General features: G+C 63.5%; 24 protein-coding genes. 19 read left to right on the forward strand and 5 right to left on the reverse strand.

The annotated features are described in order from the left end of the window. Positions 1-71 precede the first annotated feature (71 nt). From EBS11_RS01270 to rsmA, 3 genes are read left to right on the forward strand one after another with little or no spacing between them, the layout of a single operon-like run. Positions 72-1,502, forward strand: coding sequence for a peptidylprolyl isomerase (locus EBS11_RS01270; protein ID WP_290599888.1), 1,431 nt, complete (start codon positions 72-74; stop codon positions 1,500-1,502). 28 nt (positions 1,503-1,530) lie between these two features. Then, complete coding sequence (pdxA, locus tag EBS11_RS01275; protein ID WP_290599890.1) at positions 1,531-2,571, forward strand: 4-hydroxythreonine-4-phosphate dehydrogenase PdxA; 1,041 nt, start codon at positions 1,531-1,533, stop codon at positions 2,569-2,571. A gap of 51 nt (positions 2,572-2,622) precedes the next feature. Further along, entirely contained in the window at positions 2,623-3,402 is a 780-nt protein-coding gene (gene rsmA / locus EBS11_RS01280; protein WP_290599891.1) for a 16S rRNA (adenine(1518)-N(6)/adenine(1519)-N(6))-dimethyltransferase RsmA, read from the forward strand. Between the two features lie 77 nt (positions 3,403-3,479). Here the strand turns inward: rsmA and EBS11_RS01285 are convergent, their stop codons facing one another. Continuing rightward, entirely contained in the window at positions 3,480-4,397 is a 918-nt protein-coding gene (locus EBS11_RS01285; RefSeq protein WP_131373325.1) for a LysR family transcriptional regulator, read from the reverse strand. A 238-nt stretch (positions 4,398-4,635) separates the two neighbouring features. Here EBS11_RS01285 and EBS11_RS01290 point away from each other — a divergent pair, with 238 nt between their 5' ends. From EBS11_RS01290 to EBS11_RS01320, 7 genes are read left to right on the forward strand one after another with little or no spacing between them, the layout of a single operon-like run. After that, complete coding sequence (locus EBS11_RS01290; protein ID WP_290599892.1) at positions 4,636-5,739, forward strand: porin; 1,104 nt, start codon at positions 4,636-4,638, stop codon at positions 5,737-5,739. 57 nt (positions 5,740-5,796) lie between these two features. Continuing rightward, the gene (locus EBS11_RS01295) at positions 5,797-6,819 is read left to right on the forward strand and encodes an ABC transporter substrate-binding protein (RefSeq protein WP_290599893.1); all 1,023 of its coding nucleotides are present in this window, start codon (positions 5,797-5,799) and stop codon (positions 6,817-6,819) included. 21 nt (positions 6,820-6,840) lie between these two features. Next, positions 6,841-7,680 carry an ABC transporter permease gene (locus tag EBS11_RS01300; RefSeq protein ID WP_290599894.1) on the forward strand — a complete coding sequence of 280 codons (840 nt, stop codon included), beginning with the start codon at positions 6,841-6,843 and terminating at the stop codon, positions 7,678-7,680. Continuing rightward, positions 7,677-8,456 carry an ABC transporter permease gene (locus EBS11_RS01305; RefSeq protein ID WP_290599895.1) on the forward strand — a complete coding sequence of 260 codons (780 nt, stop codon included), beginning with the start codon at positions 7,677-7,679 and terminating at the stop codon, positions 8,454-8,456. The genes EBS11_RS01300 and EBS11_RS01305 overlap by 4 nt, the downstream gene beginning before the upstream one ends. Positions 8,457-8,469: 13 nt before the next feature. Next, positions 8,470-9,501, forward strand: a complete 1,032-nt coding sequence (locus EBS11_RS01310) for an ABC transporter ATP-binding protein (RefSeq protein WP_290599896.1) — start codon at positions 8,470-8,472, stop codon at positions 9,499-9,501. Positions 9,502-9,520: 19 nt separating this feature from the next. After that, on the forward strand, positions 9,521-10,465 hold the full coding sequence (locus EBS11_RS01315; protein WP_290599897.1) for a nucleoside hydrolase: 945 nt from the start codon (positions 9,521-9,523) through the stop codon (positions 10,463-10,465). Between the two features lie 34 nt (positions 10,466-10,499). Beyond that, positions 10,500-11,576: an adenosine deaminase gene (locus EBS11_RS01320; RefSeq protein ID WP_290599899.1), complete on the forward strand. Its 1,077-nt coding sequence runs from the start codon at positions 10,500-10,502 to the stop codon at positions 11,574-11,576. Here EBS11_RS01320 and EBS11_RS01325 read toward each other — a convergent pair. Next, positions 11,573-12,955, reverse strand: a complete 1,383-nt coding sequence (locus EBS11_RS01325; RefSeq protein ID WP_290599900.1) for a short-chain fatty acyl-CoA regulator family protein — start codon at positions 12,953-12,955, stop codon at positions 11,573-11,575. The two genes, EBS11_RS01320 and EBS11_RS01325, sit on opposite strands and share 4 nt — an antisense overlap. A 157-nt stretch (positions 12,956-13,112) precedes the next feature. On the opposite strand from EBS11_RS01325, the gene EBS11_RS01330 reads away from it, so the two are divergent. From EBS11_RS01330 to mmsB, 5 genes are read left to right on the forward strand one after another with little or no spacing between them, the layout of a single operon-like run. Further along, on the forward strand, positions 13,113-14,621 hold the full coding sequence (locus tag EBS11_RS01330; RefSeq protein WP_290599902.1) for a CoA-acylating methylmalonate-semialdehyde dehydrogenase: 1,509 nt from the start codon (positions 13,113-13,115) through the stop codon (positions 14,619-14,621). Positions 14,622-14,630: 9 nt separating this feature from the next. Next, entirely contained in the window at positions 14,631-15,791 is a 1,161-nt protein-coding gene (locus EBS11_RS01335; protein ID WP_290599904.1) for an acyl-CoA dehydrogenase family protein, read from the forward strand. Next, complete coding sequence (locus EBS11_RS01340) at positions 15,788-16,573, forward strand: enoyl-CoA hydratase (protein ID WP_290599906.1); 786 nt, start codon at positions 15,788-15,790, stop codon at positions 16,571-16,573. Before EBS11_RS01335 ends, EBS11_RS01340 begins: the two co-directional genes overlap by 4 nt. Further along, complete coding sequence (locus EBS11_RS01345) at positions 16,566-17,708, forward strand: enoyl-CoA hydratase/isomerase family protein (RefSeq protein ID WP_290599907.1); 1,143 nt, start codon at positions 16,566-16,568, stop codon at positions 17,706-17,708. Before EBS11_RS01340 ends, EBS11_RS01345 begins: the two co-directional genes overlap by 8 nt. 20 nt (positions 17,709-17,728) lie before the next feature. Further along, positions 17,729-18,631, forward strand: a complete 903-nt coding sequence (gene mmsB / locus EBS11_RS01350) for a 3-hydroxyisobutyrate dehydrogenase (RefSeq protein WP_290599909.1) — start codon at positions 17,729-17,731, stop codon at positions 18,629-18,631. A gap of 186 nt (positions 18,632-18,817) precedes the next feature. Here mmsB and EBS11_RS01355 read toward each other — a convergent pair whose 3' ends face one another. Beyond that, positions 18,818-19,399: a hypothetical protein gene (locus EBS11_RS01355; RefSeq protein ID WP_290599910.1), complete on the reverse strand. Its 582-nt coding sequence runs from the start codon at positions 19,397-19,399 to the stop codon at positions 18,818-18,820. Positions 19,400-19,435: 36 nt separating this feature from the next. Beyond that, complete coding sequence (locus tag EBS11_RS01360; RefSeq protein ID WP_290599911.1) at positions 19,436-20,035, reverse strand: hypothetical protein; 600 nt, start codon at positions 20,033-20,035, stop codon at positions 19,436-19,438. Between the two features lie 246 nt (positions 20,036-20,281). Here EBS11_RS01360 and EBS11_RS01365 point away from each other — a divergent pair, with 246 nt between their 5' ends. Continuing rightward, entirely contained in the window at positions 20,282-21,007 is a 726-nt protein-coding gene (locus EBS11_RS01365; RefSeq protein ID WP_290599912.1) for an HAD family hydrolase, read from the forward strand. Positions 21,008-21,124: 117 nt separating this feature from the next. Further along, positions 21,125-22,135 carry a heat-inducible transcriptional repressor HrcA gene (gene hrcA, locus EBS11_RS01370; RefSeq protein ID WP_290599913.1) on the forward strand — a complete coding sequence of 337 codons (1,011 nt, stop codon included), beginning with the start codon at positions 21,125-21,127 and terminating at the stop codon, positions 22,133-22,135. A gap of 42 nt (positions 22,136-22,177) precedes the next feature. On the opposite strand, the gene fur is transcribed toward hrcA, so the two are convergent. Further along, entirely contained in the window at positions 22,178-22,609 is a 432-nt protein-coding gene (gene fur / locus EBS11_RS01375) for a ferric iron uptake transcriptional regulator (protein WP_131373340.1), read from the reverse strand. Between the two features lie 195 nt (positions 22,610-22,804). Between fur and EBS11_RS01380 the strand changes: the two genes are divergently transcribed. Beyond that, a complete protein-coding gene (locus tag EBS11_RS01380) occupies positions 22,805-23,434 on the forward strand; it encodes an outer membrane protein assembly factor BamE (RefSeq protein ID WP_290599914.1) in 630 nt (209 codons plus the stop codon). A gap of 19 nt (positions 23,435-23,453) precedes the next feature. Next, the gene (gene dapB / locus EBS11_RS01385) at positions 23,454-24,263 is read left to right on the forward strand and encodes a 4-hydroxy-tetrahydrodipicolinate reductase (protein ID WP_131373341.1); all 810 of its coding nucleotides are present in this window, start codon (positions 23,454-23,456) and stop codon (positions 24,261-24,263) included. The last annotated feature ends 6 nt before the right edge of the window (positions 24,264-24,269 follow it).

Genomic DNA, 24,269 nt, shown 5'->3' on the forward strand with positions numbered 1-24,269 from the left:
GCGCTGGCGCGAACCGGTTTTTTTATTCACTTGAACTCATGAGCGCTCTACACATTATGCGTAATGCCAGTATGCACCAACTCAAAATTGCAACGGTTCTGCTGTGCGCCATCTCCGGCGCCACGACCAGTAGTGTCTGGGCGCAACAGGCTGCGCCAGCGCCTGCCGCCACGCCAGCTGCTGCCACGCCGGCCGTTGCCGCGCCCGCCGCAGCGAAACCTGCAGCTGCGCCAGTCAAGGGTTTCACGCCGCCAGCGTCGAGCAGCGGCCAGACCATCGATTCCATCGCCGTCGTCGTCAATGACGATGTGATCACGCGCAACGAAGTCGCGGCCCGCATCAAGAGCGTGGAGCAGCGCATGAAGGCGCAGAACGTGCCCCTGCCCGATCCTGCCGACCTGCGTCGTCAATTGCTGGAGCGCATGATCGTTGAGCGCGCGCAAATGCAGCTGGCCAAGGAAATGGGCGTGCGCGTCGATGACCTGACCTTGGACCGTGCCATCGGCCGTATTGCTGAACAGCAAAAAATGACGGTACAGGACTTGCGCAACGAGATGGAAAAGGAAGGCACACCGTTTGCGACTTTCCGCGAACAAATTCGTGATGAAATCATCATGCAGCGCCTGCGCGAGCACGAAGTCGATGCCAAGATCCAGATCTCCGATTCCGAAGTGGACAACTTCCTGGAAGCGGAAAAAGCCGCCGCCAGCGAGCAGGTCGAACTGAACCTGGCGCAAATTCTCGTGCGCATCCCGGAAAACTCCAGCCCGGAACAGATCGCCGCGCGCCGCGCGCGTGCCGAAGAAGTCAGCCGCCAGCTGCGCACGGGCGCCGATTTCGCCAAGATGGCCGCCACCTATTCCGACGCCAGCGATGCGCTGAGCGGCGGCGATATCGGTTGGCGCAATAGCGACCGCCTGCCGCCCCTGTTCACGGAACAGTTGCTGAAATTAAAACCGGGCCAGATCACGCCCATCATCAAGAGCAACACGGGCTTCCATATCCTGAAGCTGGTGGACCGCCGCAGTGCGGCCGAGGCGCAAGCCGTCGCCGCCGTGCAGCAGACGCATGCCCGCCACATCCTGCTGAAAGTGACGCCGACCCTGTCGGCCGCCGAAGCCAAGCGCAAGTTGCTGGAATTGAAAGAGCGCCTCGACAACAAGGCGGCCAAGTTCGAAGACCTGGCCCGTTTGTTCTCGAACGACGGCTCGGCCGCCAAGGGCGGCGACCTGGGCTGGCTGTATCCGGGCGACACCGTGCCGGAATTCGAGACGGCCATGAATGCGCTGAAACCGGGTGAAGTGAGCGAGCCGATCGAATCGAGCTTCGGTTTCCACCTGATCGAAGTGCTGGAGCGCAAGAGCGACGACGTGTCGAAAGAGAAGCAGCGCAATGCCGCCCGCAATGCTTTGCGCGAACGCAAACTGGAAGAAGCGACGGAAAACTGGGCGCGCGAAGTACGCGACCGTGCCTACGTCGAATTCCGTCCGGACGACCAGTAATGCGGCTGACTGTTTGCGCATGAGTAACTTGCCTGCATCCCGCCGTCCCGCCATCGCCATCACCTGTGGCGAGCCGGCCGGTGTCGGCCCGGAAATTTCCATCCGCGCCGCCTGGGCCATGCGCCACGAGGTCAACTGCATCTTGCTGGGCGACGCCGCCTTCCTGGCGCTGACGGCCAGCCTGATCGACCCGGAGATCCGCCTGGCGGCCCTGTCCCTGCAAGCCGTGCGCAACAGCGGCTTGCCCCAGTTCGGCCCCGGCCGCCTGGCCGTTATTGACATTCCTACCGTCAACAATGTCATTCCTGGCGTGCTCGACAAGGAAAACGGGCGTTCCGTGCTGGCGACCCTGGACGCGGCCGTGGAAGGTGTCGCCGCCGGCTGGTTCGGCGCCATGGTCACGGCACCTTTGCAAAAAAGCACGATCAACGACGCGGGCGTGGCCTTTTCCGGCCACACGGAATACCTGGCGGAAAAAACCGGCACGCCGCAAGTGGTCATGATGCTGGCCGGCGAACCGGGCCATGGCGAACCGACCCTGCGCGTGGCGCTGGCCACGACGCATCTGCCATTGAAGGACGTGTCCGCTGCCATCACTGCGGACAGCCTGGCCGTCACCCTGGACATTATTCAGCTGGATTTACAACGGAAATTCGGCATCGCCGCGCCGCGCATCCTCGTGACCGGCCTGAACCCGCATGCGGGCGAAGGCGGGTATCTTGGGCGCGAGGAAATCGATGTCATCGCCCCGGCGATCGCCGCGGCACGGGCGCGCGGCATCGATGCGCGCGGGCCGTATCCGGCCGACACCCTGTTCCAGCACAAATACCTGGCGGACGCCGACTGCGTGCTGGCCATGTACCACGACCAGGGCTTGCCGGTATTGAAATATGCCACCTTCGGGCGCGGCATCAATATCACCCTGGGCTTGCCGCTGATCCGCACCTCGGTCGACCATGGCACGGCGCTGGACCTGGCTGCGCAGGGACTGGGCCTGGCCGATGACCACAGCATGCGGCACGCGCTGCAGACGGCGCTCGACATGCTGCGCGCCAGCCAGGCGGCCTGAACTACTCATCCGCATCACCGCGCCTTACCCGCATTTATAGAAGAACAGAATATGAAACACGTTGCCCGCAAACGCTTTGGCCAGAACTTCCTGCATGACCGCTTCGTCCTCGACGACATCACGGCCGCCATCGCGCCGCAGCCGGACGATGCCATGGTCGAGATCGGCCCCGGCCTGGGCGCCATGACGGAGCAGCTGCTGCGCCACCTGAAGCAGATGCACGTGGTGGAACTGGACCGCGACCTGATCGTGCGCCTGGAAAAGACTTTCAATCCGGCCAAGCTGACGATCCATTCGGGCGATGCGCTGAAGTTTGATTTCGCGCAAATTCCCGTGCCGGCCGGCCAGAAGCTGCGCATCGTGGGCAACTTGCCGTACAACATCTCCAGCCCCCTGCTGTTCCATCTGGCCGATTTCGCGCCGCTGGTGCAGGACCAGCATTTCATGCTGCAAAAGGAAGTGGTCGAGCGCATGGTGGCCGAACCGGGCAGCAAGGCGTATGGCCGCTTGTCCGTGATGCTGCAGTGGCGTTATGACATGTCTTTGTTGTTCATCGTGCCGCCGACGGCGTTCGACCCGCCGCCGAAGGTGGAATCGGCCATCGTGCGCATGATCCCCGTGGCCGAGCGCCTGGCCTGCGACCAGGAAACCCTGGAAGCGGTCGTCATGAAGGCCTTCTCGCAGCGCCGCAAGGTGATCCGCAACTGCCTGGCCGGCATGTTTACGGAAGAGCAGATCAAGGCGGCCGGCATCGACCCGACCCTGCGTCCGGAAACGGTGGGGCTGGAGCAATACGTGGCCCTGGCGAATTTGCTGAAGGCGCCTGCGTAAGCGTTCTCCAACCCAGGGACGAAGACTGGGGTCGGACCCTGAGGGTCCGACCCCGGCTGTTCACCTGTTGGGCTTATTCAAAACCACTGATCGACCTGCTGCAAATCCTGCCGCAGCGCTGAAAAGCAGTCGTCGACATGGTGGTTGCGGCTGATTTCATTGCGCCGCATCAAGGCGATCTTGCGCTTGCAGGTGGGCTGACGCAGGGGTGCCACGTGCAGTTCTTCGTCGTTGAGGAAGGTCGTGTACAGGCTGGGCATGATGCCCACGGCGATGCCGGCGCGCACCACGCCATACAGCGACTCGCTGTGGATCATCTGGTACAGGCTGGACGGACTCAAGCCGTGCTGGCGCAGGGCACTGGAAGCGAACTCCCAGATGCTGCCCTTGGTAAACACGACGATTTCCTGGCCCGCCAGCTGTTCCCAGCGCACTTCCTTCAGCGGCGCCAGCGCATGGCGTCCCGCCGTCACCAGCACCAGTTCATCCTCGAACAGGCCGACGCTTTCCAGCGACACGGAGCCGGGCACTTCGATGCCCACGCAAAAATCCAGCTGGCCCGAATGCAGGGCGTGCAGCAAGCCATCGTTGGGCATGTCCGACAGGACGATCTCCACTTCATCGCCATGCTGTTCGCTGTAGCGTGCCACGACGGCCGCCGTCATGGCCATGGCCGAGGGGATGGCGCCGATGCGGATGCGGTGCCGTCCGCTGCCGATGGCGCGCTGGATATCGGCAAAGGTATTGCTTGCCGTATTGAGCAAATGGGTCGCATATTCGAGCGCCAACTTGCCTTCGCGCGTCAGGTCCAGCTGGTGGGTTGTGCGGTTAAACAACTTTTTTCCCAGCTGATTTTCCAGCAGCTTGATCGACGCGCTGAGGGCCGGCTGGGTGACGCACAATTCCTGTGCAGCCTTGCTGAAGCTGTTTACCCGGGCAAGGGTGGAAAACGCTTGTAAATGTCGTAAGGAAATTTTCTTGCTCAACTCATGCATGGGTTTGCTTATTAGAAAAAGTAATGGATTTATAAAAATAAACAAATTTTCTTATCCCGCAATTTACCATATTCTGGACTGGTCTTTACTTGTCTTGAAAGCAACAATTTTCGGAGAAGTGCTTGCCAGGCGGCGCCGGCACACGCGGCAGCCAGCATGCAAGGGACGCAGGCAACAACAATAATTCCAAAAAAACTCAGGGTTTATTCTTTTTAGGGCGGCGGCGATGAACAAATGGATGACTGGAACGATGGTAGTGGGTGGCTTGCTGGCGGCGCAGGGGGTTGCGCAGGCACAAAGCAGCGTGCAAGTGTATGGCTTGCTGTCGGCCGGTATCGGCTATGTGTCGGATGAAGGCAAGGGCAGCCGCACGCATGCGCTGAGCGGCACGAATCAGAACCCGCGCATCGGTTTCCGCGGGCAGGAAGACCTGGGCGACGGCACCAAGGCCATCTTCGTGCTGGAGAACGGTTTCAACGTGATGACGGGCACGGCGGCGCAAAGCGGCCGCCTGTTCGGCCGCCAGTCGTACGTGGGCCTGTCGAGCAATGACAAGGGTACGCTGACCCTGGGCCGCCAGTACGAAGCCGTCAAGGATCTGCTGGGCCCGGTGGTTATCGCCAGTAACGGCGTGCACATCGGCGACAACGACAATGGCTACAACAACCTGCGCGTGCAAAATGCCGTCAAGTATGTCAGCCCGAACATCAGCAACCTGTCGTTCACGGGTTTGTATGGCTTCAGCGAAAATCCGGCCGATTCCAACCGCAACCGCGTCTACAGCATGGGTGCCGGCTACAAAGTCGATGCCTTCAGCTGGGCCGTCGCCTACACCAAGATGGACCACCCGAATGCCCCGGACGCGCCGAATGGCGCCATCGGCAATGACTACGGCAGTTCCTTGTTGATCTTCAACAAGAGCACCGTCAGCGGCGCTGGCGTGAACAGCCAGGCCATCGCCGGCACGGGAGGCTTCTATAATGTGGGCAGGACCAAGTTCGGCGCGCTGTACACGAACGTGCGCTACCACTACATGGATCAGAGCAATCTGACCCTGCAAAATGTGGATCTGAACGTGAACCACAAGCTGACGGAAGCGCTGAACCTGGGCGCATCGTATTTCTTTACTACAGGAAAATATGATGTGGTTAACAAGACGCCAAAATGGCACCAGGTCAACTTCCAGGCCGATTACTTCCTGTCCAAGCGCACCGACGTCGCCGTCACCTGGAGCTACCAGAAAGCGGCTGGCGATGCGACCTTCGCCCGCGTGTTCGGCTTCGGCGCCTCCGGCGGCAAGACGCAAAGCGTGCTGATCGTCGGCATGCGACATTATTTCTGAGTCTGATTCATCTTTACAGGCGCTGTCCCGCAGCGCCGTCCCCTGAAAGGAAGCATCTTGAAAAAGCACCTCATGTTGGCTTTGAGCCTAGGCTTGCTGGCAAACGCCGCCCACGCGGAAAAACGCGAGCTGGTCATTTCGGCCTACCCGATTGCCCAACCCTTGTTCATGAAGTATGTGTACGAGCCGTTCAAGGCCAAATGCGGTTGCGATATCAAGGTGGAAACGGGGAATAACGCGGACCGCATCGCCAAGCTGGTGGTGCACGCGAAGAATCCGGTCATCGATCTGGTGCTGCTGTCCGATTCCGGCATGCTGGAAGCGGCGCAGAAGGGCGTGATCCAGCCCATGGATTACTCCAAGCTGAGCAATTACAAGGCTCTGTACGACGTGGCGAAGAATCCCATCGGCGGCAACTACGCCGTCGGCTACACCCTGTATTCCGTGGGCCTGGTGTACCGCAGCGACAAGATCGCCCCGCTGACGTCGTGGAAGGACCTGTGGCGCCCCGAACTGAAGGGCCGCGTGGCCTTCCCCGACGTGAGCACCACGCAGGGCCCGTTGATGCTGCGCATGGCCGATGCGGCCTGGGGCGGCAAGACGGACGACTACGCCACCGGTTTCGCCAAGATCGTCGGCATGAAGGGCAACGTCGTCACCTTCTCGAAAAACAGCGCGCAGCTCGCTGCCCTGTTCGCCCAGGATGAAATCTGGGCCGCGCCCGTGGCGCGCTTCACCTGGTCGCAGATGCTCAAGACGGGCCTGCCCCTGAAATGGAGCATCCCGGCCGAAGGCCAGGCGGCCGGCATGAACGTGATGGGCATCGTCGCCGGGTCGAAGAATGCGGACCTGGCCTACCAGCTGATGGATTTCTGGCTGTCCAAGGAAGTGCAGACGCAGCTGGCGACCAACCTGGTCGACTCGCCCGTCAACAAGGACGTGCGCCTGTCGACGGCCGCCGCGCAATTCAATACCTATGGCCCCGATCAAATCGGGTCGCTGAAATTCGTCAAGCCGGAAACCATCCTCAAGCAGCGCACGAACTGGATGACGCAGTGGAACAAGGCCATGAGCAAATAGTGGTGACGAGGAGAGAACACCATGTTTGCTGATCCAAAAAAGCGCCTGGGCCTGCTGTTGGTCCTGCCTGCGCTGATCTTTATCGTCGTCTGCTTCCTGCTGCCCGTGCTGGCCTTGCTGGTCGACGCCTTCCGCGTCGGCGACGGCATGCAGTGGGGCGTCGACCGCTTCATCGAATTCTTTTCGCAGGAATTCAACCGCACCATCTTCTGGCGCACCCTGCGCATCGCCGCGCTGGTGACGCTCGCCTCCATCCTCCTCGGCTACCCGGCCGCGCAGGCCGTGGCGCGCGTGTCGCCGAAGTGGCGCGGCCTGGTGGTGGGCATGATGATCCTGCCGCTGATGGTGTCGCCGATCGCGCGCACCTACGCCTGGATCGTCTTACTGGGCCGCAACGGCGCCGTCAACGCGGCGCTCGTCAACCTGGGCTTCACGGAAGAGCCGCTGCGCCTGCTGTTCAGTGAATTTGCCGTCTTTGTCGGCCTGCTGCAATTGCTGCTGCCACTGATGCTGATGTCGCTGGCGGGCGCGCTGGAAAACCTGCCGCGCGACGTGGAGCCGGCCGCCGCCACCCTGGGCGCCAATCCATGGCAAGTCTTTTGCAAGGTCACCCTGCCGCTGACGCAGGAAGGCCTGGTCGTCGGCGGCACGCTCGTCTTCACGGGCTGCGTGACGGCCTACGTGACGCCGGCCCTGCTGGGCGGCACCAAGGTGCTGATGCTGGAAACCCTGCTGTACCAGAAGGTCAGCGTGGAGAGCGATTTCGGCGCCGCGAATGTGATCGCCGTCATCCTCGTCTGCATGACCCTGCTGGTGAATGCCGGCCTTAAACGTATTTCTTCGAGCCGGAGTTCCGTATGAAAGAAAGTATCTTCTCGCGCGCCGTCCTGTGGCTCGTGTTCCTGTTCCTGCTGGGGCCTTTCGCCATCGTCGTGCTGGCGGGCTTTTCCGGCGGCGAAACGCTGGCCTTCCCGCCCGAATCGTACTCGCTGCGCTGGATCATCGAAGTGTGGTCGGCGCCCGAGTTCCGCCGCGCCTTCCAGACCAGCCTGGAGATCGGCCTGATCGCCACCGTCATCGCCCTGCTGCTGGGCATTCCCGTCGCGTATGCGTTTTCGCGCATGCCGCCGCCCGGCATCGGCGCCATCCGGCAGATCCTGACGTCGCCGCTGATCATTCCCGCCATCCTCGTGGGCCTGGGCTTGCTGCACCACCTGGTGCTGACGATTAACGCGCCCGTCTACGTGGGCCTGCTGATCGGCCATATCGCGCTGCTGATTCCGTACTCGGTGCGCGTCGTGTACGCCAGCCTGGTGAACCTGCGCGTGGATATCGAGGATGCGGCCATCACCCTGGGCGCCTCGCGTTTGCGCGCGTTTTTCATGATCGTGCTGCCGAATATCCGCAACGCCGTGATCGCCGCCTTCTTCCTCGCCTTCGTCACCTCGTTCAACCAGGTGCCCGTGTCGCTGTTCCTCACGGGCCCCGGCATCAGCACCTTGCCGATCGAGATGCTGGGCCATATGGAAAACAGCTTCGACCCGTCGATCGCTGCCCTGTCGACCTTGCTGGTCTTGTTCACCATGGCCTTCGTGATGGTGACCGAGAAGGTGCTGGGCATTTCTAAATACATGTAAGAGGCAACACACCATGAGTTATCTGGAACTGCACAAGCTGAACCTCGGCTACGCCAAGAACACGACGTCCGTGAAGGACCTGGACCTGCACGTCGAGCAGGGCGAACTGATTTCGCTGCTGGGCCCCAGCGGCTGTGGCAAGACCACGACCATGCGCGCCATCGCCGGCCTGATGCCGATGCAATCGGGCCGCATCGTGCTCGACGGCCGCGAAATCGGCAAGCTGGCGCCGAACAAGCGCAATATCGGCATGGTCTTCCAGTCGTATGCCCTGTTCCCTCACTTGAATGTATACGACAACATCGCCTTCGGTTTGCGCTTGCGCAAGGTTGCGCCAGCCTTGTTGAAAACCAAGGTGGAAGCCGTGATCGCCGCCGTGGGACTGACGGGTTTCGAGACGCGCCTGCCGGCGCAGATGTCCGGCGGCCAGCAGCAGCGCGTGGCGCTGGCGCGCGCCATCGTCGTCGAACCGGCCCTGCTGCTGCTGGACGAACCGCTGTCGAACCTGGACGCCAAGCTGCGCGTGCAGATGCGCGCCGAACTGCGCCGCATCCAGCGCGAGCTGGGCATCACCATGCTGTACGTGACGCATGACCAGGAAGAAGCGCTGGCCCTGTCCGACCGCATCGTCGTCATGAACGGCGGGCGCATCGAGCAGCTGGCCGCGCCGGAAGCCGTCTTCAATACGCCGTCGACGCGCTTCGTCGCCAACTTCATGGGCTTCGAGAACCTGTTCGACTACCGCGACGGCGCGCTGCACCACGCGGGCGCCAGCCTGCCGTACACGTCTCCCGTCGCTGCCGGGACTACGGTGCTGGGCTGGCGCCCGGACAAGGTGCGCGTCTGCGCGGCCGACGATGTCGCCGCCCGGTATCCGGGCACCGTGCTGGCACGGGGCTTCCTGGGCGACACCGTCGAATACCTGCTGCAAACCCCGCTGGGCCAGGTCAAGGGCATCTGCGCGGCCGGCGGCGCCACCTGGCGCGAAGGCACGGCCGTCTCGTTCGTCCTGCCATCCGACAGCGCCCTGTGTTTGGCTGCCTGACTTTCTAGTGGAGAGCATCATGGATACCCCCTTGAAAAAGATCTGGCTCGATACCGACCCCGGTTTCGACGACTGGCTGACGATGTTGTTGCTGGGCAGCAATCCCGGCATCGAGTGGCTGGGCGTGAGCGTGGTGGCGGGCAATGCGCCCGTCGACATCACCTACGACAACGCCCTGCGCATCAAGGCCCATGATGGCTTGACGGTGCCCATCTACCGCGGCTGCGAAGAGCCGCTGGCCGGCGTCATCGAGACGGCGCAGCGCATCCTCGGCGACAGCGGCATGCCGACGACGGGCGACGTCCTGCCGCCCGGCGCGGCCACGGATGCTGCCGGCCACGCCGTCGACGCGCTGATCGCCGCCGTGCGCGCCCATCCTGGTCAGATCACCATCATGGCGATTGCGCCGATGACCAACCTGGCCACGGCCCTGAGCCGCGCGCCGGACATCGCGGAAAAAATCGTCGAGATCATCCTGATGGGCGGCTCCACCGACCAGGGCAACCACACGGCGGCGGCCGAATTCAATATCTATGCGGACCCGGAAGCGGCCGCCCAGGTCTTCCAGGCCGGCATCCCGCTGCGCATGTTCGGCCTGAACCTGTGCCGCCAGCTGCTGGTGACGAACGTGGAAGTGGAGCGCCTGCGCGCCATCGGCACGCCGCGCGCGCAGCGTCTGGCGGGCTACCTGGAAGCGTACGTGCGCATCCGCAGCGCCGACGGTTCCGTGCCCATGCCCATGTACGACCCGGTGGTGGCCCTGTACCTGGAAGCGCCGCAGCTGTTCCAGTTCCAGAGCGCCCACGTGGCCATCGAACTGACGGGCGCACTGACGCGCGGCATGACGGTGTGCGAATTCCGCGTGCCGCGCCGCGCGCCCATCAACACGCAGGTGGCGATGCTGGCCGATGGTCCCGCGGCCATCGAACTGCTGATGCGTCGCCTGACGGCCATCCTGATGTGATTTTGAGTCTTTATCCACTAGCGAAGCGAGCTTCATGAGTAACCCTGCCGACACCCTGCCTGCCCTGAGCATCGAACAGTTTTTACGCGCCATGCCGAAAGTGGAGCTGCATTGCCACCTGTTCGGCACGGTGCGACAGGCCACCTTCCGCGCGCTGGCCGCCAAGACGGGCAATGTCGTCACCCCCGAGGAAATCGACGCCTTCTACACGCGCGGCGACAAGCCCGTCGGCGTGCTGCGCGTGCTGCGCGCGCTCGACGCGCACCTGATCGTCTCGCCCACGGACCTGTATTGCCTGGCCTACGAATACCTGGAAGACGCGCATGGCCACGGCGTGCGCTATGCGGAATTCTTCTGGAATCCGACCGGCACGGTGCGCGTGTCGGGCCTGCGCTATGACGCGGCGCAAGACGCCATCGTCGCCGCCATCCGCGACGCTCAGCGCGATTTCGGCGTCATCGGCCGCCTGATTCCCAGCATCGACCGCGAAGCGAGTCCCGCCGAAGCCGTGCAGATGGTGGAATGGATGAAGGCGCACCGCGCGCCGGAAGTCATCGGCATCGGCATCGATTACCGCGAAAACGACCGCCCGCCGGAACTCTTCATCGAAGCCTACCGCGCCGCGCGCGAGGCCGGCTTCAAGTGCACGGCCCACGCGGGCGAATTCGGCATGCCGTGGATGAACGTGGCGACGGCCATCGAGCAGCTGCAGGTGGACCGGGTCGACCACGGCTACACGATTGTTGATAATCCTCAACTGGCGCAGCGCTGCGTGGAGCGGGGCCTGGTGTTTACCGTGGTGCCGACCAACTCGTATTATCTGCGCACCCTGGCGCCCGAGCGCTGGGCACTCGACCACCCGATCCGCGCCATGGCCAAGCTGGGCCTGAAACTGCATCCGAACACGGACGACCCGACCCTGCACCACGTGACGCCGACGGGCGCCTGGATGATGATGCGCGAGTTCGGCTTCGGCCTGGACGACATGCGCGGCTTCATGCTGAATGGCCTGGACGCGGCCTGGATCGATGAGAGCATGCGGCGCGACTGGCGCGCGCAATTTACGCGTGAATTCGACGCGCTGCGCGCCCGCGTCGTCGACGCCTCTTAGGCCGACACGGGCGGCGGCAGCAGCAGCGAGGGGAACGCCCGCTGCGGGCAGCTTTGCCGCTCGCACACCTTGCAGCCCGTGCCGATGGGCGTGGCGCTGGACGGGTCGTGCAGATCGAGTCCCTTGGAATAGATCAGCCGGTGCGCCTGCGAGATGTCGCAGCCCAGCGCCACGGCAAAGGTCTTGCCCGGCGCCCGGAAGCCCGGCGACGCCGTGCTGACCTGGCGCGCGATCCACAGATAGGTGCAGCCGTCCGGCATGCTGGCCACTTGCGTGAGCACTTGCCCCGGATGGCTGAAGGCGTCGTAGACGATCCACAGCGGACAGGTGCCGCCCACCCTGGAAAAATGAAAGTCCGTGGCCGACTGGCGCTTCGAGACATTGCCGGCCCGGTCGACGCGCACGAAGAAGAAGGGCAGTCCCGCCGCATCGGGTCGCTGCATGGTGCTCAGCCGGTGGCATACGGCTTCGAAGCCCACGCCGAACTGGTGCGCCAGGCGCTCGATATCGTAGGAGCGGCTTTCCGCCGCCTGTAAAAAACGCTGATACGGCATCAGCAGGGCGCCCGCGAAATAATTGGAAAACGCCAGGCGCGCGCTCGTTTGCGCGGCCGCGCCCGAGAACCCCGCCGCCAGCACGAGCGCGTCGATCAGCGAACTGTGTTCGAGCAGGCTGATTTGCGCTGCCATCTGGAAGGCGCGCTGGCCGCCCGTCAGCGTGTCGGGCAGCCACAGGATGTGTTGTTGCGAATCAAAGCGGTGCTTGCGCACCATGCCCGCGTCGCCGTCGGACAGCTGCACCCGGACGCCGTGGCGCTCCAGCAGGCGGCCCTGCAGCGCGTCGAGCGTGCGCAGGGATGGATCGAGTTCACCGGCCACCAGTTCCGCCGCCCGGTCCAGCTCATCGATGTAATTTTGCCGCCGGTTCAGGTATTCGCGCACTTCCTCGTCCGTGGACGGGGCCGCCGAACTGGCGCCGCGGCTGCCGTCGTCGAGGCGCGCGGCCAGGGTATCGGCCCGCTCCGCCATCACCCGGTAGCGCCGTTGCAGCAGCAGGATCGAGCGCGCCAGTTCCGGCATATTCTCCACCAGCATCTTCAATTCCGCCATCGAGGTGGGCGGCGCGTCGGGCAGTTCGCCGAAGACGTCGCGCACGTCGGCCACCAGGCTGGCGCTGTCGTGTTCGGAAAAGATTTGCGGATCGACGCCCAGCACCGTGCCGATGCGCAGCAGGATCGGCACCGTCAGGGGGCGCTGGTTGCGCTCCATCTGGTTCAGGTAGCTGGGCGAGATGCCCAGGGACTTGGCCAGCGCCACCTGCGTCATGCGCCGTTCCTCGCGCAGGCGCTGCAGGCGCACGCCCATGAAAACCTTTGCCATCGCGTTTCCTCTCCCCCGGTTTGCGGAATCTGCAAATTTACAATCTTTGCAGATTAACAGATTCGTCTTTGCATTATCTCGCATTTTCACGTCTTGTTTGCGGCCCGTATTGTGCGAATAATGCAAACAGACCTATACCCACACAAGGAGACACCGAGTGACCACGCAAAACGCTATTCCGACTGTTCCCCTCTTGATCAACGGCGAGTGGGTTGAATCCCAGACCACCGTCTGGCGCGACGTCGTCAACCCCGCCACGCAGGAAGTCCTGGCCAAGGTACCGTTCGCCACGCCCGAGGAAGTCAATGCGGCCATCGCTTCGGCCCAGCGCGCCTTCAAAACCTGGCGCAAGACGCCGATCGGCGCCCGCGCGCGCATCTTCCTCAAATTGCAGCAGCTGATCCGTGAAAACATGGCCGACCTGGCCGCGACCTTGACGATGGAACAGGGCAAGACCCTGCTCGACGCGGAAGGCGACGTCTTCCGCGGCCTGGAAGTGGTGGAGCACGCGGCCAATATCGGCACCCTGCAGATGGGGGAATTCGCGCAAAACGTGGCCGGCGGTGTCGATACCTACAGCGTGCTGCAGCCGCTGGGCGTGTGCGCGGGCATTACCCCGTTCAACTTCCCCGCCATGATCCCCCTGTGGATGTTCCCCATGGCGATTGCCTGCGGCAACACCTTCGTGCTGAAACCGTCGGAGCAAGATCCGCTCGTGACGGAAAAGCTCGTGCGCCTGGCCTTGCAGGCGGGCATCCCCGCCGGCGTGCTGAACGTCATTCACGGTGGCGAAGACGTGGTCAACGCCCTGTGCGACCACCCGGACATCAAGGCGATCTCGTTTGTTGGCTCCAGCAAGGTGGGCACGCATGTCTACCAGCGCGCCAGCCTGAACGGCAAGCGCGCACAGTGCATGATGGGGGCCAAGAACCACGCCGTCGTCTTGCCGGACGCTAACAAGGAACAGACCCTGAACCAGCTGCTGGGCGCGGGCTTCGGCGCGGCCGGCCAGCGCTGCATGGCGGCCTCCGTCGCCGTGCTGGTGGGCGAAGCGCGCGACTGGCTGCCGGAACTGGCGGCCAAGGCGCAAACCCTGACGGTGGGCGCGGGCAAGGATAACCCGGACCTGGGCCCCGTGATTTCCTGCGCGGCGAAAGAGCGCGTGCACAGCCTCGTCGCCAGGGGCATCGAGCAGGGCGCCGTGCTGACCCTCGATGGCCGCGACGTGAAGGTCGATGGCTATCCGAACGGCAACTTCGTGGGACCGACGATTCTTTCCGGCGTGAAACCCGGCATGGTCGTATATGACCAGGAAATCTTTGGCCCCGTCTTGATCGTCGTCGAAGTCGACACGCTGGACGAAGCGATTGCCCTGGTGAACGCGAATCCGAACGGCAACGGCACGGCGCTGTTCACGCAAAGCGGCGCGGCGGCCCGTTACTTCCAGGAAGAAATCGACGTGGGCCAGGTGGGCATCAACGTGCCCATCCCCGTGCCCGTCCCCCTGTTCAGCTTTACGGGCTCGCGCGGCTCCAAGCTGGGCGACCTGGGCCCGTTCGGCAAGCAGGTCGTGCTGTTCTACACGCAGACGCAGACGATTACCCAGCGCTGGTTCACGGACGCGGCCTCGGTGGGCAAGGTCAACACCACCATCAGCCTCAAGTAAGGAGCCGGCATGGACTTTGAACTGAGCGACGAGCAGCGCGAGTTCCAGCAGGCGGCGCGCGCGTTTGCCGAAGGCGAGCTGGCGCCCCATGCGGCGCACTGGGATGCGGAATCGATTTTCCCTGTGGAAACCATCGCCAAGGCGGGCGAGATGGGCTTTTGCGGCCTGTACACGCCGCAGCGCTGGGGCGGCCTGGGCCTCTCCCGTCAGGATGCGGCCATCGTCTTCGAGGAACTGGCCGGCGGCTGCACCTCGACCACGGCCTACATCACCATCCACAACATGGCCACCTGGATGCTGTCGCGCTGGGGGCAGGAAGCCCTGTGCGACGCATGGGTACCTGCCCTGGCGGCGGGCCAGAAGCTGGCCAGCTATTGCCTGACGGAACCGCAGTCCGGTTCCGACGCGGCCTCCCTGCGCACGAAAGCCGTGAAGGAAGGCGATTTTTATGTACTCGACGGCACGAAGGCCTTCATCTCGGGCGCGGGCCAGACGGACATGCTGATCGTCATGGCGAGGACCGGTGGCGAGGGCGCGGCCGGTATTTCCGCCTTTGCCGTGCCGGCGAACCTGCCCGGCATCGTGTACGGCAAGAAAGAGGAAAAGATGGGCTGGAACAGCCAGCCCACGCGCATCATCAGCTTCGACCAGGTGAAAGTGCCTGTCGGTAATTTGCTGGGCGCGGAAGGCGAGGGCTTTGCCATCGCCATGAAGGGCATCGATGGCGGGCGCATCAATATCGCCGTGTGCTCGGTGGGTACGGCGCAGGCGGCCCTCACGCGGGCGCAGGCCTACATGAAGGAGCGCACGCAGTTCGGCCGCGAACTGGCGCAGTTTCAGGCCTTGCAATTCAAGCTGGCCGACATGCTGACGGAACTGGTGGCGGCGCGCCAGATGGTGCGCCTGGCGGCCTGGAAACTGGACCAGGAAAGCCCGGATGCCACGGCATATTGCGCCATGGCAAAACGTTTCGCCACGGATGTGGGGTTTAATGTGGCCAACGATGCGCTGCAGCTGCATGGCGGCTATGGCTACATCCGCGAGTACCCGCTCGAGCGCCACGTGCGCGACACGCGGGTGCACCAGATCCTAGAAGGGACGAATGAAATCATGCGCCTGATCGTCGCGCGAGCGATCTTGAAAGATGGCGCCACGGAGACCTTACGATGAGCAAAGTGTACACAAATTTGTTGCTGGAACGCCGAGGCCATACGGCCCTGGTGACGCTGGATAACCCGCCCGCCCACACGTGGACCCAGGCCAGCCTGTGCGCCCTGAAAGAGCTGGTGACGGACCTGAATGCGGACGCCGACGTGTACGCGCTGGTGATCACGGGCGGCGGCGCCAAGTTCTTCTCGGCCGGCGCCGACCTGAACGTGTTTGCCGACGGCAACAAGGATGCGGCGTTCGCCATGGCCGCCGCCTTTGGCGAAGCCTTCGAGGCCCTGTCCGCGTTTCGCGGCGTCAGCATCGCCGCCATCAATGGCTATGCCATGGGCGGCGGCCTGGAATGCGCGCTGGCCTGCGATATCCGCATCGCCGAGGAACACGCGCAGATGGCCTTGCCGGAAGCGTCCGTCGGCTTGCTGCCGTGCGCGGGCGGCACGCAGCATCTGCCGTGGCTGGTAGGCGAAGGCTGGGCCAAGCGCATGATACTGTGCGGCGAGCGCGTCGATGCGGCCAAGGCCCTGGCCATCGGCCTCGTCGAGGAAGTCGTGCCGACCGGCAAGGCCGCCGCCACGGCGCTGGCCCTGGCCGCCAAGGTGGCCCGTCAAAGCCCCAGCAGCGTGACGGCGTGCAAGACCCTGATCCAGGGCGCGCGCAGCCATCCGCTGGTCGATTCCTTGCCCGATGAGCGCACCCTGTTCCTCGGCCTGTTCGACACACAGGACCAGAAAGAGGGCGTGCAGGCGTTCCTGGAAAAACGTCCGGCGGAGTGGCGCAATGGCTGAAACCTTGGCTGAAAGCACCCTGATTGACACCGTGAAAATCGAGGAGCGCGACTGTCCCGGCGGCATGAAGCTGGGCGTCATCACGCTCGATGCGCCGAAATCCCTGCACGCGCTGACCCTGGACATGATACGCGCCATCGATGGCGCCCTCGTGCGCTGGGCCGGCGACGACGCCATCGCTTGCGTGGTGCTGCAATCGTCGACGGACAAGGCCTTCTGTGCCGGCGGCGACGTGCGCAGCCTGCGTGGAGCAGTGGCTGAACAGCCCGGCATCGTGCCGAATCCGCAGGCGCTGGCCTTCTTTGCCGAGGAATACCGGCTCGACCACCGCATCCATACGTATGCGAAACCGCTGCTGGTATGGGGCGGCGGCATCGTCATGGGCGGCGGCCTGGGTCTGATGGCGGGCGCCAGCCACCGTGTGGTGACGGAAAGCACGCGCATCGCCATGCCGGAAATCACCATCGGCCTGTTCCCCGACGTGGGCGGCAGCTGGTTCCTGGGCCGCATGCCGGGGCGCAGCGGCCTGTTCCTGGGCTTGACGGGCGCGCCGCTGAACGCGGCCGACGCCCTGTTTACGGGCCTGGGCGATTATTTCCTGCGCCAGGAAGAGCGCGCCATGGTGCTCGACGCGCTGGCGCTGGCGCAATGGCAAGCCAGCCCGCAGGCGAACCATCAGCAACTGGGGCGCCTGCTGCGCGGCTTCTCGGCGCCGGCGTCACTGCTGCCCGTGTCCGAAGTGCGCGCCAACTTCGACGCCATTGCCGCGCTGACGCAAGCGCCCACCTTGCCCGAAGTGGTGGCCGCCATTGCCGCCTATGACGGCGACGTGGCCTGGCTGCAAAAGGCGGCCCACTCGCTGGACAAGGGCGCACCCAGCTCGGCCGCCCTCGTGTGGGCCATGCGCGAACGCACGCGTCACATGAGTCTGGCGCAAGTGTTCCAGCTGGAACTGATTGTCGCCGTGCAATGCTGCGCCCATGGCGACTTCAGCGAAGGCGTGCGCGCCTTGCTGATCGACAAGGACAACGCGCCGCGCTGGCAGCCTGCCAGCCTGGCCGACGTCAGCGCAGCGTATCTGGACGGCTATTTCAAGGCGCCATGGAGCACGCATCCCTTGGCGGATCTGCATTAAAAGAAGAAGAGGAGACATTTATGCAACATATCGCTTTTATCGGCCTGGGCAACATGGGCGCGCCGATGGCCCGTAATCTGGTGGCCGCCGGCTTCCACGTATCCGTATTCGACCTGGCACCGGCGGCCGTGGCGTCCCTGGTCGAGGCGGGCGCCACGGCCGCCGTGTCCGCCAGCGCGGCCGTGCAGACGGCCGACGCCGTCATCACCATGCTGCCGGCCAACAAGCACGTGCAGGAACTGTACCTGGCGGCGGGCGGCGTGCTGGACTCGGCCAAGCCTGGCGCCCTGTTCATCGATTGCAGCACCATCGCCGCCGACGTGGCGCGCCAGGTGGCGCAGGCGGCCAGCGAGCGGGGCTTTGCCATGATCGATGCGCCCGTCTCGGGCGGCACGGCGGGCGCGGCGGCCGGCACCCTGACCTTCATCGTCGGCGGCAGCGAAGCGGCCTTGCAGCAGGCGCGGCCCCTGCTGGAAAAGATGGGCAAGAACATCTTCCATGCGGGCGAGGCGGGTGCGGGCCAGGTGGCGAAGATTTGCAACAACATGCTGCTTGGCATTTTGATGGCCGGCACGGCCGAGGCGCTGAACCTGGGCGTGGCGCATGGCCTGGACCCGAAAGTCTTGTCCGATATCATGGCCAAGAGTTCGGGCCGCAACTGGACTCTGGAAGTGTACAACCCGTGGCCCGGCGTCATGGACGGTACGCCCGCGTCGCGCAACTACACTGGCGGCTTCGGCACGGCGCTGATGCTGAAGGACCTGGGCCTGGCGCAGCAGTCGGCCCTGTCGGCAAACGCCCCCACGCCCCTGGGCGGCCTGGTGCGCCAGCTGTACCAGATGCATGCGCAAGCGGGCTATGCGCAGCAGGATTTCTCCAGCATCGTGCAGATGTTGCAACCGGGCTTGAACAAGCCTGCCTGAGGAATTTTGGGCAAAAAAAAGCCCGCTGGTGAAAGCGGGCTAAATCCAATTCTTGGAAGAGTTGGAGGAGACAGATGCATTATGCTGCATCGCCACATATAACTCCAATTTATCTTTGGAATATCAAATATAGATTTCCATGATATCTCTCCCTGGCAGCCGCGGCGCGGCTGCCATTCGTGCAGCTTAGGCCGGATTGCAGGCGATCTGTACCGTGGTGACGTTGGCGCCGCCCATGGTGCCCGTGCCGGTGCCAGGCTGCACAACGCACATCAGGCCCGTTGGCTGGGTGAACACGCTGATGCCGTAGGTGGCGCCATCGGCGACGGAGCCGCCCATGACAAAGGTCGTGGCATCCTTGGCCACCGTGGTTTGTATGTTGCCGTTAATCAATACCAAGCCATCCGCCGTCAGGCCGCTGATCGCGCCGCCGAGGGTGTACACGTTTTGCGAGCAGGTCACGAGCGCCTGGATGCTCACATAGTGGCCCGCCGTGCCGGTGCCGCCGCTGACGCCGCAGCTCATGTGGGCGGGATTTTGCGTGACGGTGATGTCGTAGCTGGTGCCGTAATCGATGCGCTTGGCAAACGTGAAACTGGTGGCGCCGGCGCCGGGCGTGACGGTGTCGCCGCCATTCGTCAGGACCAGGCCATTATTGTTCAAGCCAGTGATGGTGCCGCTGACATCGTACGTGGCCTTGCCGCCGCAAGCAGCCAGTCCCAGGGTCAGCAGCAGCGCGGCGAGTGGGCGCAGGCAGGATAACTTCATGTATTTCTCCAAAAGAGTGGTGACGGAGCGCAGGGCTTACGGCGCCGTGCAGTCGAGTGTGGCAGCCGTCGTGGCGGCGGAACCCATCGTGCCGACCGTATCGTGGCCGTCGGCGCTGGTGGAGCCCTGGAAGCGGCACGTCTGGCCAGTTGGCTGGGTCCGTATGGAAATATTGTAGGGCGCGCCGTCGGCGATCGCCGGGAAGGTATAGGTAGTGCTGCCTTTCAAGGGGCTGGTGCCGTTGCTGCCAATCACCAGGGTCAGGCCGTCAGCGGTCAGGCCCGTGACCGTGCCGCTCAGGGCATAGGTGTTGGTCTGGCAGGTGACGGAGGCCGTGGTCACGGAGTAGCTCGATGCCTTGCCGCTGCCATTGGCGATGGTACACACGGCGCCTTTCGGCTGCTGCACGATAGTGATGTCGTAGCGGTCGTCGGTACTGACCAGCTTGGTGAAATAAAACGACGATGCGCCCGAGGTGATCGGCAACTCTTCCGAACCGTTTTTAAGAATCAGGCCATCTTTTGCCAGGCCGTATACCTGGCCGCCCAGGTACAGATTGCCGCCGCTGCCACCGCAAGCTGCCAGTGTGACGGCGCAAGCCGCCGCCAGCATCGAGCGCAGGTACAAGTTTTTCATACATTCTCCAAAACGAATTAGGTAGGGTAGCGCAACGCGGACGCTGGCGCCGCATTGGAATGGCGCCTATTTTAGTCTATCTGGCAAGCGGATTGATCTTGCCTTGTATCTCCCTGTAACAATTTTTCGCCCAGAAGCGCCGGCCTGGCCCCATTTGCCCGGGGCGCCGCCATGCCGGCGGCGGCGATCGGTGCGACAATAGATGCACGCTGCGCACCGTGGCGCGCCATCTTTTTTGTGAATGCCATGTCCCTAGCCCCTGTCCCGCCTGCCGTCCCGCCGAAGGCCATCCTGTTCGACCTCGACGATACCCTGTGGCCCATCGCGCCCGTGATCGCCGCCGCCGAAACCCTGTTGCATGACTGGCTGGCCGCGCACGCGCCCAAAGTGGCCCAGCAGTTTTCCATCGAAGTGCTGCGCCAGCACCGTTTGGCCATGCTCAATGCGCAGCCGCATTTTCATGGCAACCTGATCGAACTGCGCCGCGCCGGCCTGCTGAGCGCCTTCGAAGCGGCGGGCGAGGACCCCGCCCTCGTCGATGGCGCCATCCGGCAATTCCTGGCCGCGCGCAACCGCGTCCAGCCGTTTGACGACGTCCTGCCTGGCCTGGCCTGGATGCGCCAGCGCATGCTGGTCGGCTCCATCTCGAACGGCAATGCGGATCTTGAAATTATCGGCCTGGCGCAGCATTTCAAGGTATCGATCGCGGCCAGCGATTTTGGCGTGGCCAAGCCCGATGCCAGCATCTTTCTGGCCGGCTGTGCCGCGCTGGGCGTGGCGCCGCACGAGGCCGTGTACGTGGGCGACGACCTGTATTTCGACGTGACGGGGGCGCAGGGGGCGGGCATGCGGGCCGTGTGGATGAACCGCAAGGGCAGCGATGCGCATCTGGCGGCCGGCGTGCAGCCCGACGCCATCTGCGCCAACTTTGACGAATTGCTGCTGTGGCTACGGCAGCAACTGGAAGATTGATCGCCGCCCGGCCGACGAACGTGCATAATAGGCGCTGTTGCCGCACGTTCGGCCGCTTTCGTGGCCGCTTGCCTAGAAGAACACTTGCTTAAAGAATACTTGCTTAACTAAATCATCATGCAACTCGATACACGTGCCCAAACACTGCTGAAAGCCCTGGTCGAGCGATATATCGCCGACGGCCTGCCGGTCGGTTCGCGCGCCTTGTCGAAGATTTCCGGCCTCGACCTGTCGCCGGCCACCATCCGCAACATCATGGCCGACCTGGAAGAGCTCGGGTATGTGGCCAGCCCGCATACCTCGGCCGGACGCATCCCCACGCCGCGCGGCTACCGCATCTTTGTCGACACCTTGCTGACCGTCAAGCATCTGGACGAGCCCATGGTGGAATCGCGCCTGCGCCTGCAGACGCCGCAACGCACCATCGCCAATGCGGCGCAGATGCTGTCGTCGCTGTCGCAGTTTGCCGGCGTCGTGCTCAGCCCGCGCCGCGAATCCGTGTTCCAGCAAATCGAATTCCTGCGCCTGTCGGAAAAACGCATCCTGCTCGTCATCGTCGCCCCGGGCGGCGACGTGCAGAACCGTTTATTGTTGACGGAGGCCGACTATACGCCCGCGCAGCTGGTGCAGTCGGCCAACTACATCAACCAGAATTACGGCGGCCTGTCGTTCGACGCCGTGCGCGTGCGCCTGCAGGGCGAGCTGCGCCAGCTGCGCGACGACATGGGCAGCCTGATGCAGGCGGCCGTGGAAGCGGGCAGCGAAGCGATGGCCGACCACAGCGACGACATGGTGATTTCCGGCGAGCGCAACCTGCTCAGCGTGAGCGACCTGTCATCGAACATGAGCTCGTTGCGCCAGATGTTCGACATGTTCGAGCAAAAGACGGGCCTGATGCAGCTGCTCGACGTGTCGAGCAAGGCGACGGGCGTGCAGATTTTCATCGGCGGCGAATCGAATCTCGTGCCGATGGATGAAATGAGCGTGGTGACGGCGCCGTATGAAGTCAACGGCAAGATCGTGGGAACGTTGGGAGTGATCGGGCCGACCCGCATGGCATACGAGCGGGTCATCCCGATTGTCGATATCACGGCTAAATTACTGTCGAACGCGCTTAGCCATCATTGATCGCCTTGCCGGCCTTTCCCTTGCGGAAGCGGCCGGCACAGTTCAGGCTGTTTTATGCGGGCAGGCGACCTTGACGCAATTGCCATAGATGGCCAGGGCGTGTTCGGCGATCTTGAAGCCGCGTTCTTCCGCCACTTTTTGCTGGCGGATTTCGATGTCTTCGTCGAAGAATTCCTCGACCCGGCCACAATCGAGGCACACCAGATGGTCGTGGTGGGAACCTTCGTTGAGCTCGAAAATCGCCTTGCCGGTTTCAAAATGGTTGCGGTTAAGCAAGCCGGCTTGTTCGAATTGCGTCAGGACACGGTAGACAGTTGCCAAACCGACATCCATATTGTCGGCCAGCAGAATCTTGTAGACGTCTTCCGCTGTCAGGTGGCGTACCGGGCTACTCTGGAAGATATCGAGTATCTTCAGCCGTGGCAGGGTCGCTTTCAGGCCGCTTGCCTTGAGATCACTAGGATTGTTACTCATGTTTGTTGCTCGTATGTGGGTCAGGTGCTTTATCATATAGCGTTTTAGCGGGGAGTGCCAAAATATGCATTTTTTGGCTGGCCGGTCACTCCTGGCGTTTTGTTCATCAAATTGAGGTCATTTATGCGCGTAACACCGGCTGTATTGCCATCTCTCTGGCACCGTCTTTCCTTTCGAGCCCCAGTCGTGGCAGGCATGGTCTGTGTTGCGCTGCTGGCGTCCGGCTGTGCCAGCCGCGGCATCCTCGGCGAAAAGCCGGCAGTGACGCTGAAGGAAGGCAAGGAAGTCGTCCCGGAACAGGGCGCGCAAACGACCACCGTCACGCCACTGCAGAAATTCATGTGGTTTTTCTCGCCCTACCGTCCTGACATTCAGCAAGGCAACTTTATCTCCGAAGAGATGCTGGCCCAGCTGAAAGTCGGCATGACGCGCGACCAGGTGCGCTTCATCCTCGGCACGTCGCTGCTGACCGATATCTTCCACGCCGACCGCTGGGATTATCCTTTCCGCCTGGCGCGGGGCAATGGCGAAACCACCAGCAGCCGCGTGATCGTGTTCTTTGACAAGGAGGGCAAGGTCGCCCGTTTCGAAGGCGGCAACTTGCCGACAGAGAAAGAATACATCGACCGCATCGCCGGCCCGTCGCCGTTCGCCAAGGTGGCCAAGGCCGACGTGCCGGCCGCTGCCGTGCCGTCGCCCGTGGCGCCCAGCGCCGTGCCGGTCCCGGCCGATGCCGCGCCCGCCATTCCTGTGAGCAAGCCTGAGGTGACCCCTGCGCCTGCCGCCGAACCTGCACCGGCGCCCGCTGTCGAACCCACCAAATAAGTAGCTGCAAGAGAAAATAATGACTGAACTGAAAATTGCCATCGCTGGCGCCAGCGGCCGCATGGGCCATATCCTGATCGAAGCCGTCAGCAATGCGCCGGACGCCATCCTGGCCGGCGCCCTCGACCGCGCCGGTTCGCCGACGATCGGGCAGGATGCCGCTGCCTTCCTGGGCAAGCCGGCCGGCGTGCTGACGCAGTCCGACCTGGCCAAGGGCCTGGCGAACGCCGATTTCCTGATCGACTTCACGCGCCCCGAAGGCACCCTGGAGCACCTGGCGTATTGCGCCGAACACGGCATCAAGATGATCATCGGCACCACCGGTTTCGATGACGCGGGCAAGGCGGCCATTGCCGCCGCCGCCGAAAAGACGGCCATCATGTTCGCGCCGAACATGAGCGTGGGCGTGAATGTCACCATGAAACTGCTGGAACTGGCTGCAAAAAGCTTGTCCGAAGGCTACGACATCGAAATCATCGAAGCGCACCACCGCTTCAAGGTCGATGCGCCATCGGGCACGGCCCTGCAGATGGGGGAAGTGGTGGCCGGCGCCCTGGGCCGCGACCTGAAGGAATGCGCCGTGTACGGCCGCGAAGGCGTGACGGGCGAACGCGATCCGTCGACCATCGGCTTTGCCACCATCCGCGGCGGCGATATCGTGGGCGACCATACGGTGCTGTTTGCCGGCATCGGCGAGCGCATCGAGATCAGCCACAAGTCGAGCAGCCGCGTCACCTACGCCCACGGCGCCCTGCGCGCCGCGCGTTTCCTGGCCGACAAGCCGACGGGCCTGTTCGACATGCAGGACGTGCTGTCGCTGAAGAACTGAGGAACG

The sequence above is a fragment of the Janthinobacterium sp. genome (assembly GCF_009923995.1).
Lineage (GTDB): Bacteria > Pseudomonadota > Gammaproteobacteria > Burkholderiales > Burkholderiaceae_D > Janthinobacterium.

Excerpts from the sequence above, each read along its gene's own strand:
- EBS11_RS01270 (WP_290599888.1), top strand. The coding sequence starts at position 72 with ATGCACCAACTCAAAATTGCAACGGTTCTGCTGTGCGCCATCTCCGGC.
- rsmA (WP_290599891.1), top strand. The coding sequence starts at position 2,623 with ATGAAACACGTTGCCCGCAAACGCTTTGGCCAGAACTTCCTGCATGAC.
- EBS11_RS01285 (WP_131373325.1), bottom strand. The coding sequence starts at position 4,397 with ATGCATGAGTTGAGCAAGAAAATTTCCTTACGACATTTACAAGCGTTT.
- EBS11_RS01290 (WP_290599892.1), top strand. The coding sequence starts at position 4,636 with ATGACTGGAACGATGGTAGTGGGTGGCTTGCTGGCGGCGCAGGGGGTT.
- EBS11_RS01300 (WP_290599894.1), top strand. The coding sequence starts at position 6,841 with ATGTTTGCTGATCCAAAAAAGCGCCTGGGCCTGCTGTTGGTCCTGCCT.
- EBS11_RS01305 (WP_290599895.1), top strand. The coding sequence starts at position 7,677 with ATGAAAGAAAGTATCTTCTCGCGCGCCGTCCTGTGGCTCGTGTTCCTG.
- EBS11_RS01310 (WP_290599896.1), top strand. The coding sequence starts at position 8,470 with ATGAGTTATCTGGAACTGCACAAGCTGAACCTCGGCTACGCCAAGAAC.
- EBS11_RS01315 (WP_290599897.1), top strand. The coding sequence starts at position 9,521 with ATGGATACCCCCTTGAAAAAGATCTGGCTCGATACCGACCCCGGTTTC.
- EBS11_RS01320 (WP_290599899.1), top strand. The coding sequence starts at position 10,500 with ATGAGTAACCCTGCCGACACCCTGCCTGCCCTGAGCATCGAACAGTTT.
- EBS11_RS01325 (WP_290599900.1), bottom strand. The coding sequence starts at position 12,955 with ATGGCAAAGGTTTTCATGGGCGTGCGCCTGCAGCGCCTGCGCGAGGAA.
- EBS11_RS01335 (WP_290599904.1), top strand. The coding sequence starts at position 14,631 with ATGGACTTTGAACTGAGCGACGAGCAGCGCGAGTTCCAGCAGGCGGCG.
- EBS11_RS01340 (WP_290599906.1), top strand. The coding sequence starts at position 15,788 with ATGAGCAAAGTGTACACAAATTTGTTGCTGGAACGCCGAGGCCATACG.
- EBS11_RS01345 (WP_290599907.1), top strand. The coding sequence starts at position 16,566 with ATGGCTGAAACCTTGGCTGAAAGCACCCTGATTGACACCGTGAAAATC.
- mmsB (WP_290599909.1), top strand. The coding sequence starts at position 17,729 with ATGCAACATATCGCTTTTATCGGCCTGGGCAACATGGGCGCGCCGATG.
- EBS11_RS01355 (WP_290599910.1), bottom strand. The coding sequence starts at position 19,399 with ATGAAGTTATCCTGCCTGCGCCCACTCGCCGCGCTGCTGCTGACCCTG.
- EBS11_RS01360 (WP_290599911.1), bottom strand. The coding sequence starts at position 20,035 with ATGAAAAACTTGTACCTGCGCTCGATGCTGGCGGCGGCTTGCGCCGTC.
- EBS11_RS01365 (WP_290599912.1), top strand. The coding sequence starts at position 20,282 with ATGTCCCTAGCCCCTGTCCCGCCTGCCGTCCCGCCGAAGGCCATCCTG.
- hrcA (WP_290599913.1), top strand. The coding sequence starts at position 21,125 with ATGCAACTCGATACACGTGCCCAAACACTGCTGAAAGCCCTGGTCGAG.
- fur (WP_131373340.1), bottom strand. The coding sequence starts at position 22,609 with ATGAGTAACAATCCTAGTGATCTCAAGGCAAGCGGCCTGAAAGCGACC.
- EBS11_RS01380 (WP_290599914.1), top strand. The coding sequence starts at position 22,805 with ATGGTCTGTGTTGCGCTGCTGGCGTCCGGCTGTGCCAGCCGCGGCATC.
- dapB (WP_131373341.1), top strand. The coding sequence starts at position 23,454 with ATGACTGAACTGAAAATTGCCATCGCTGGCGCCAGCGGCCGCATGGGC.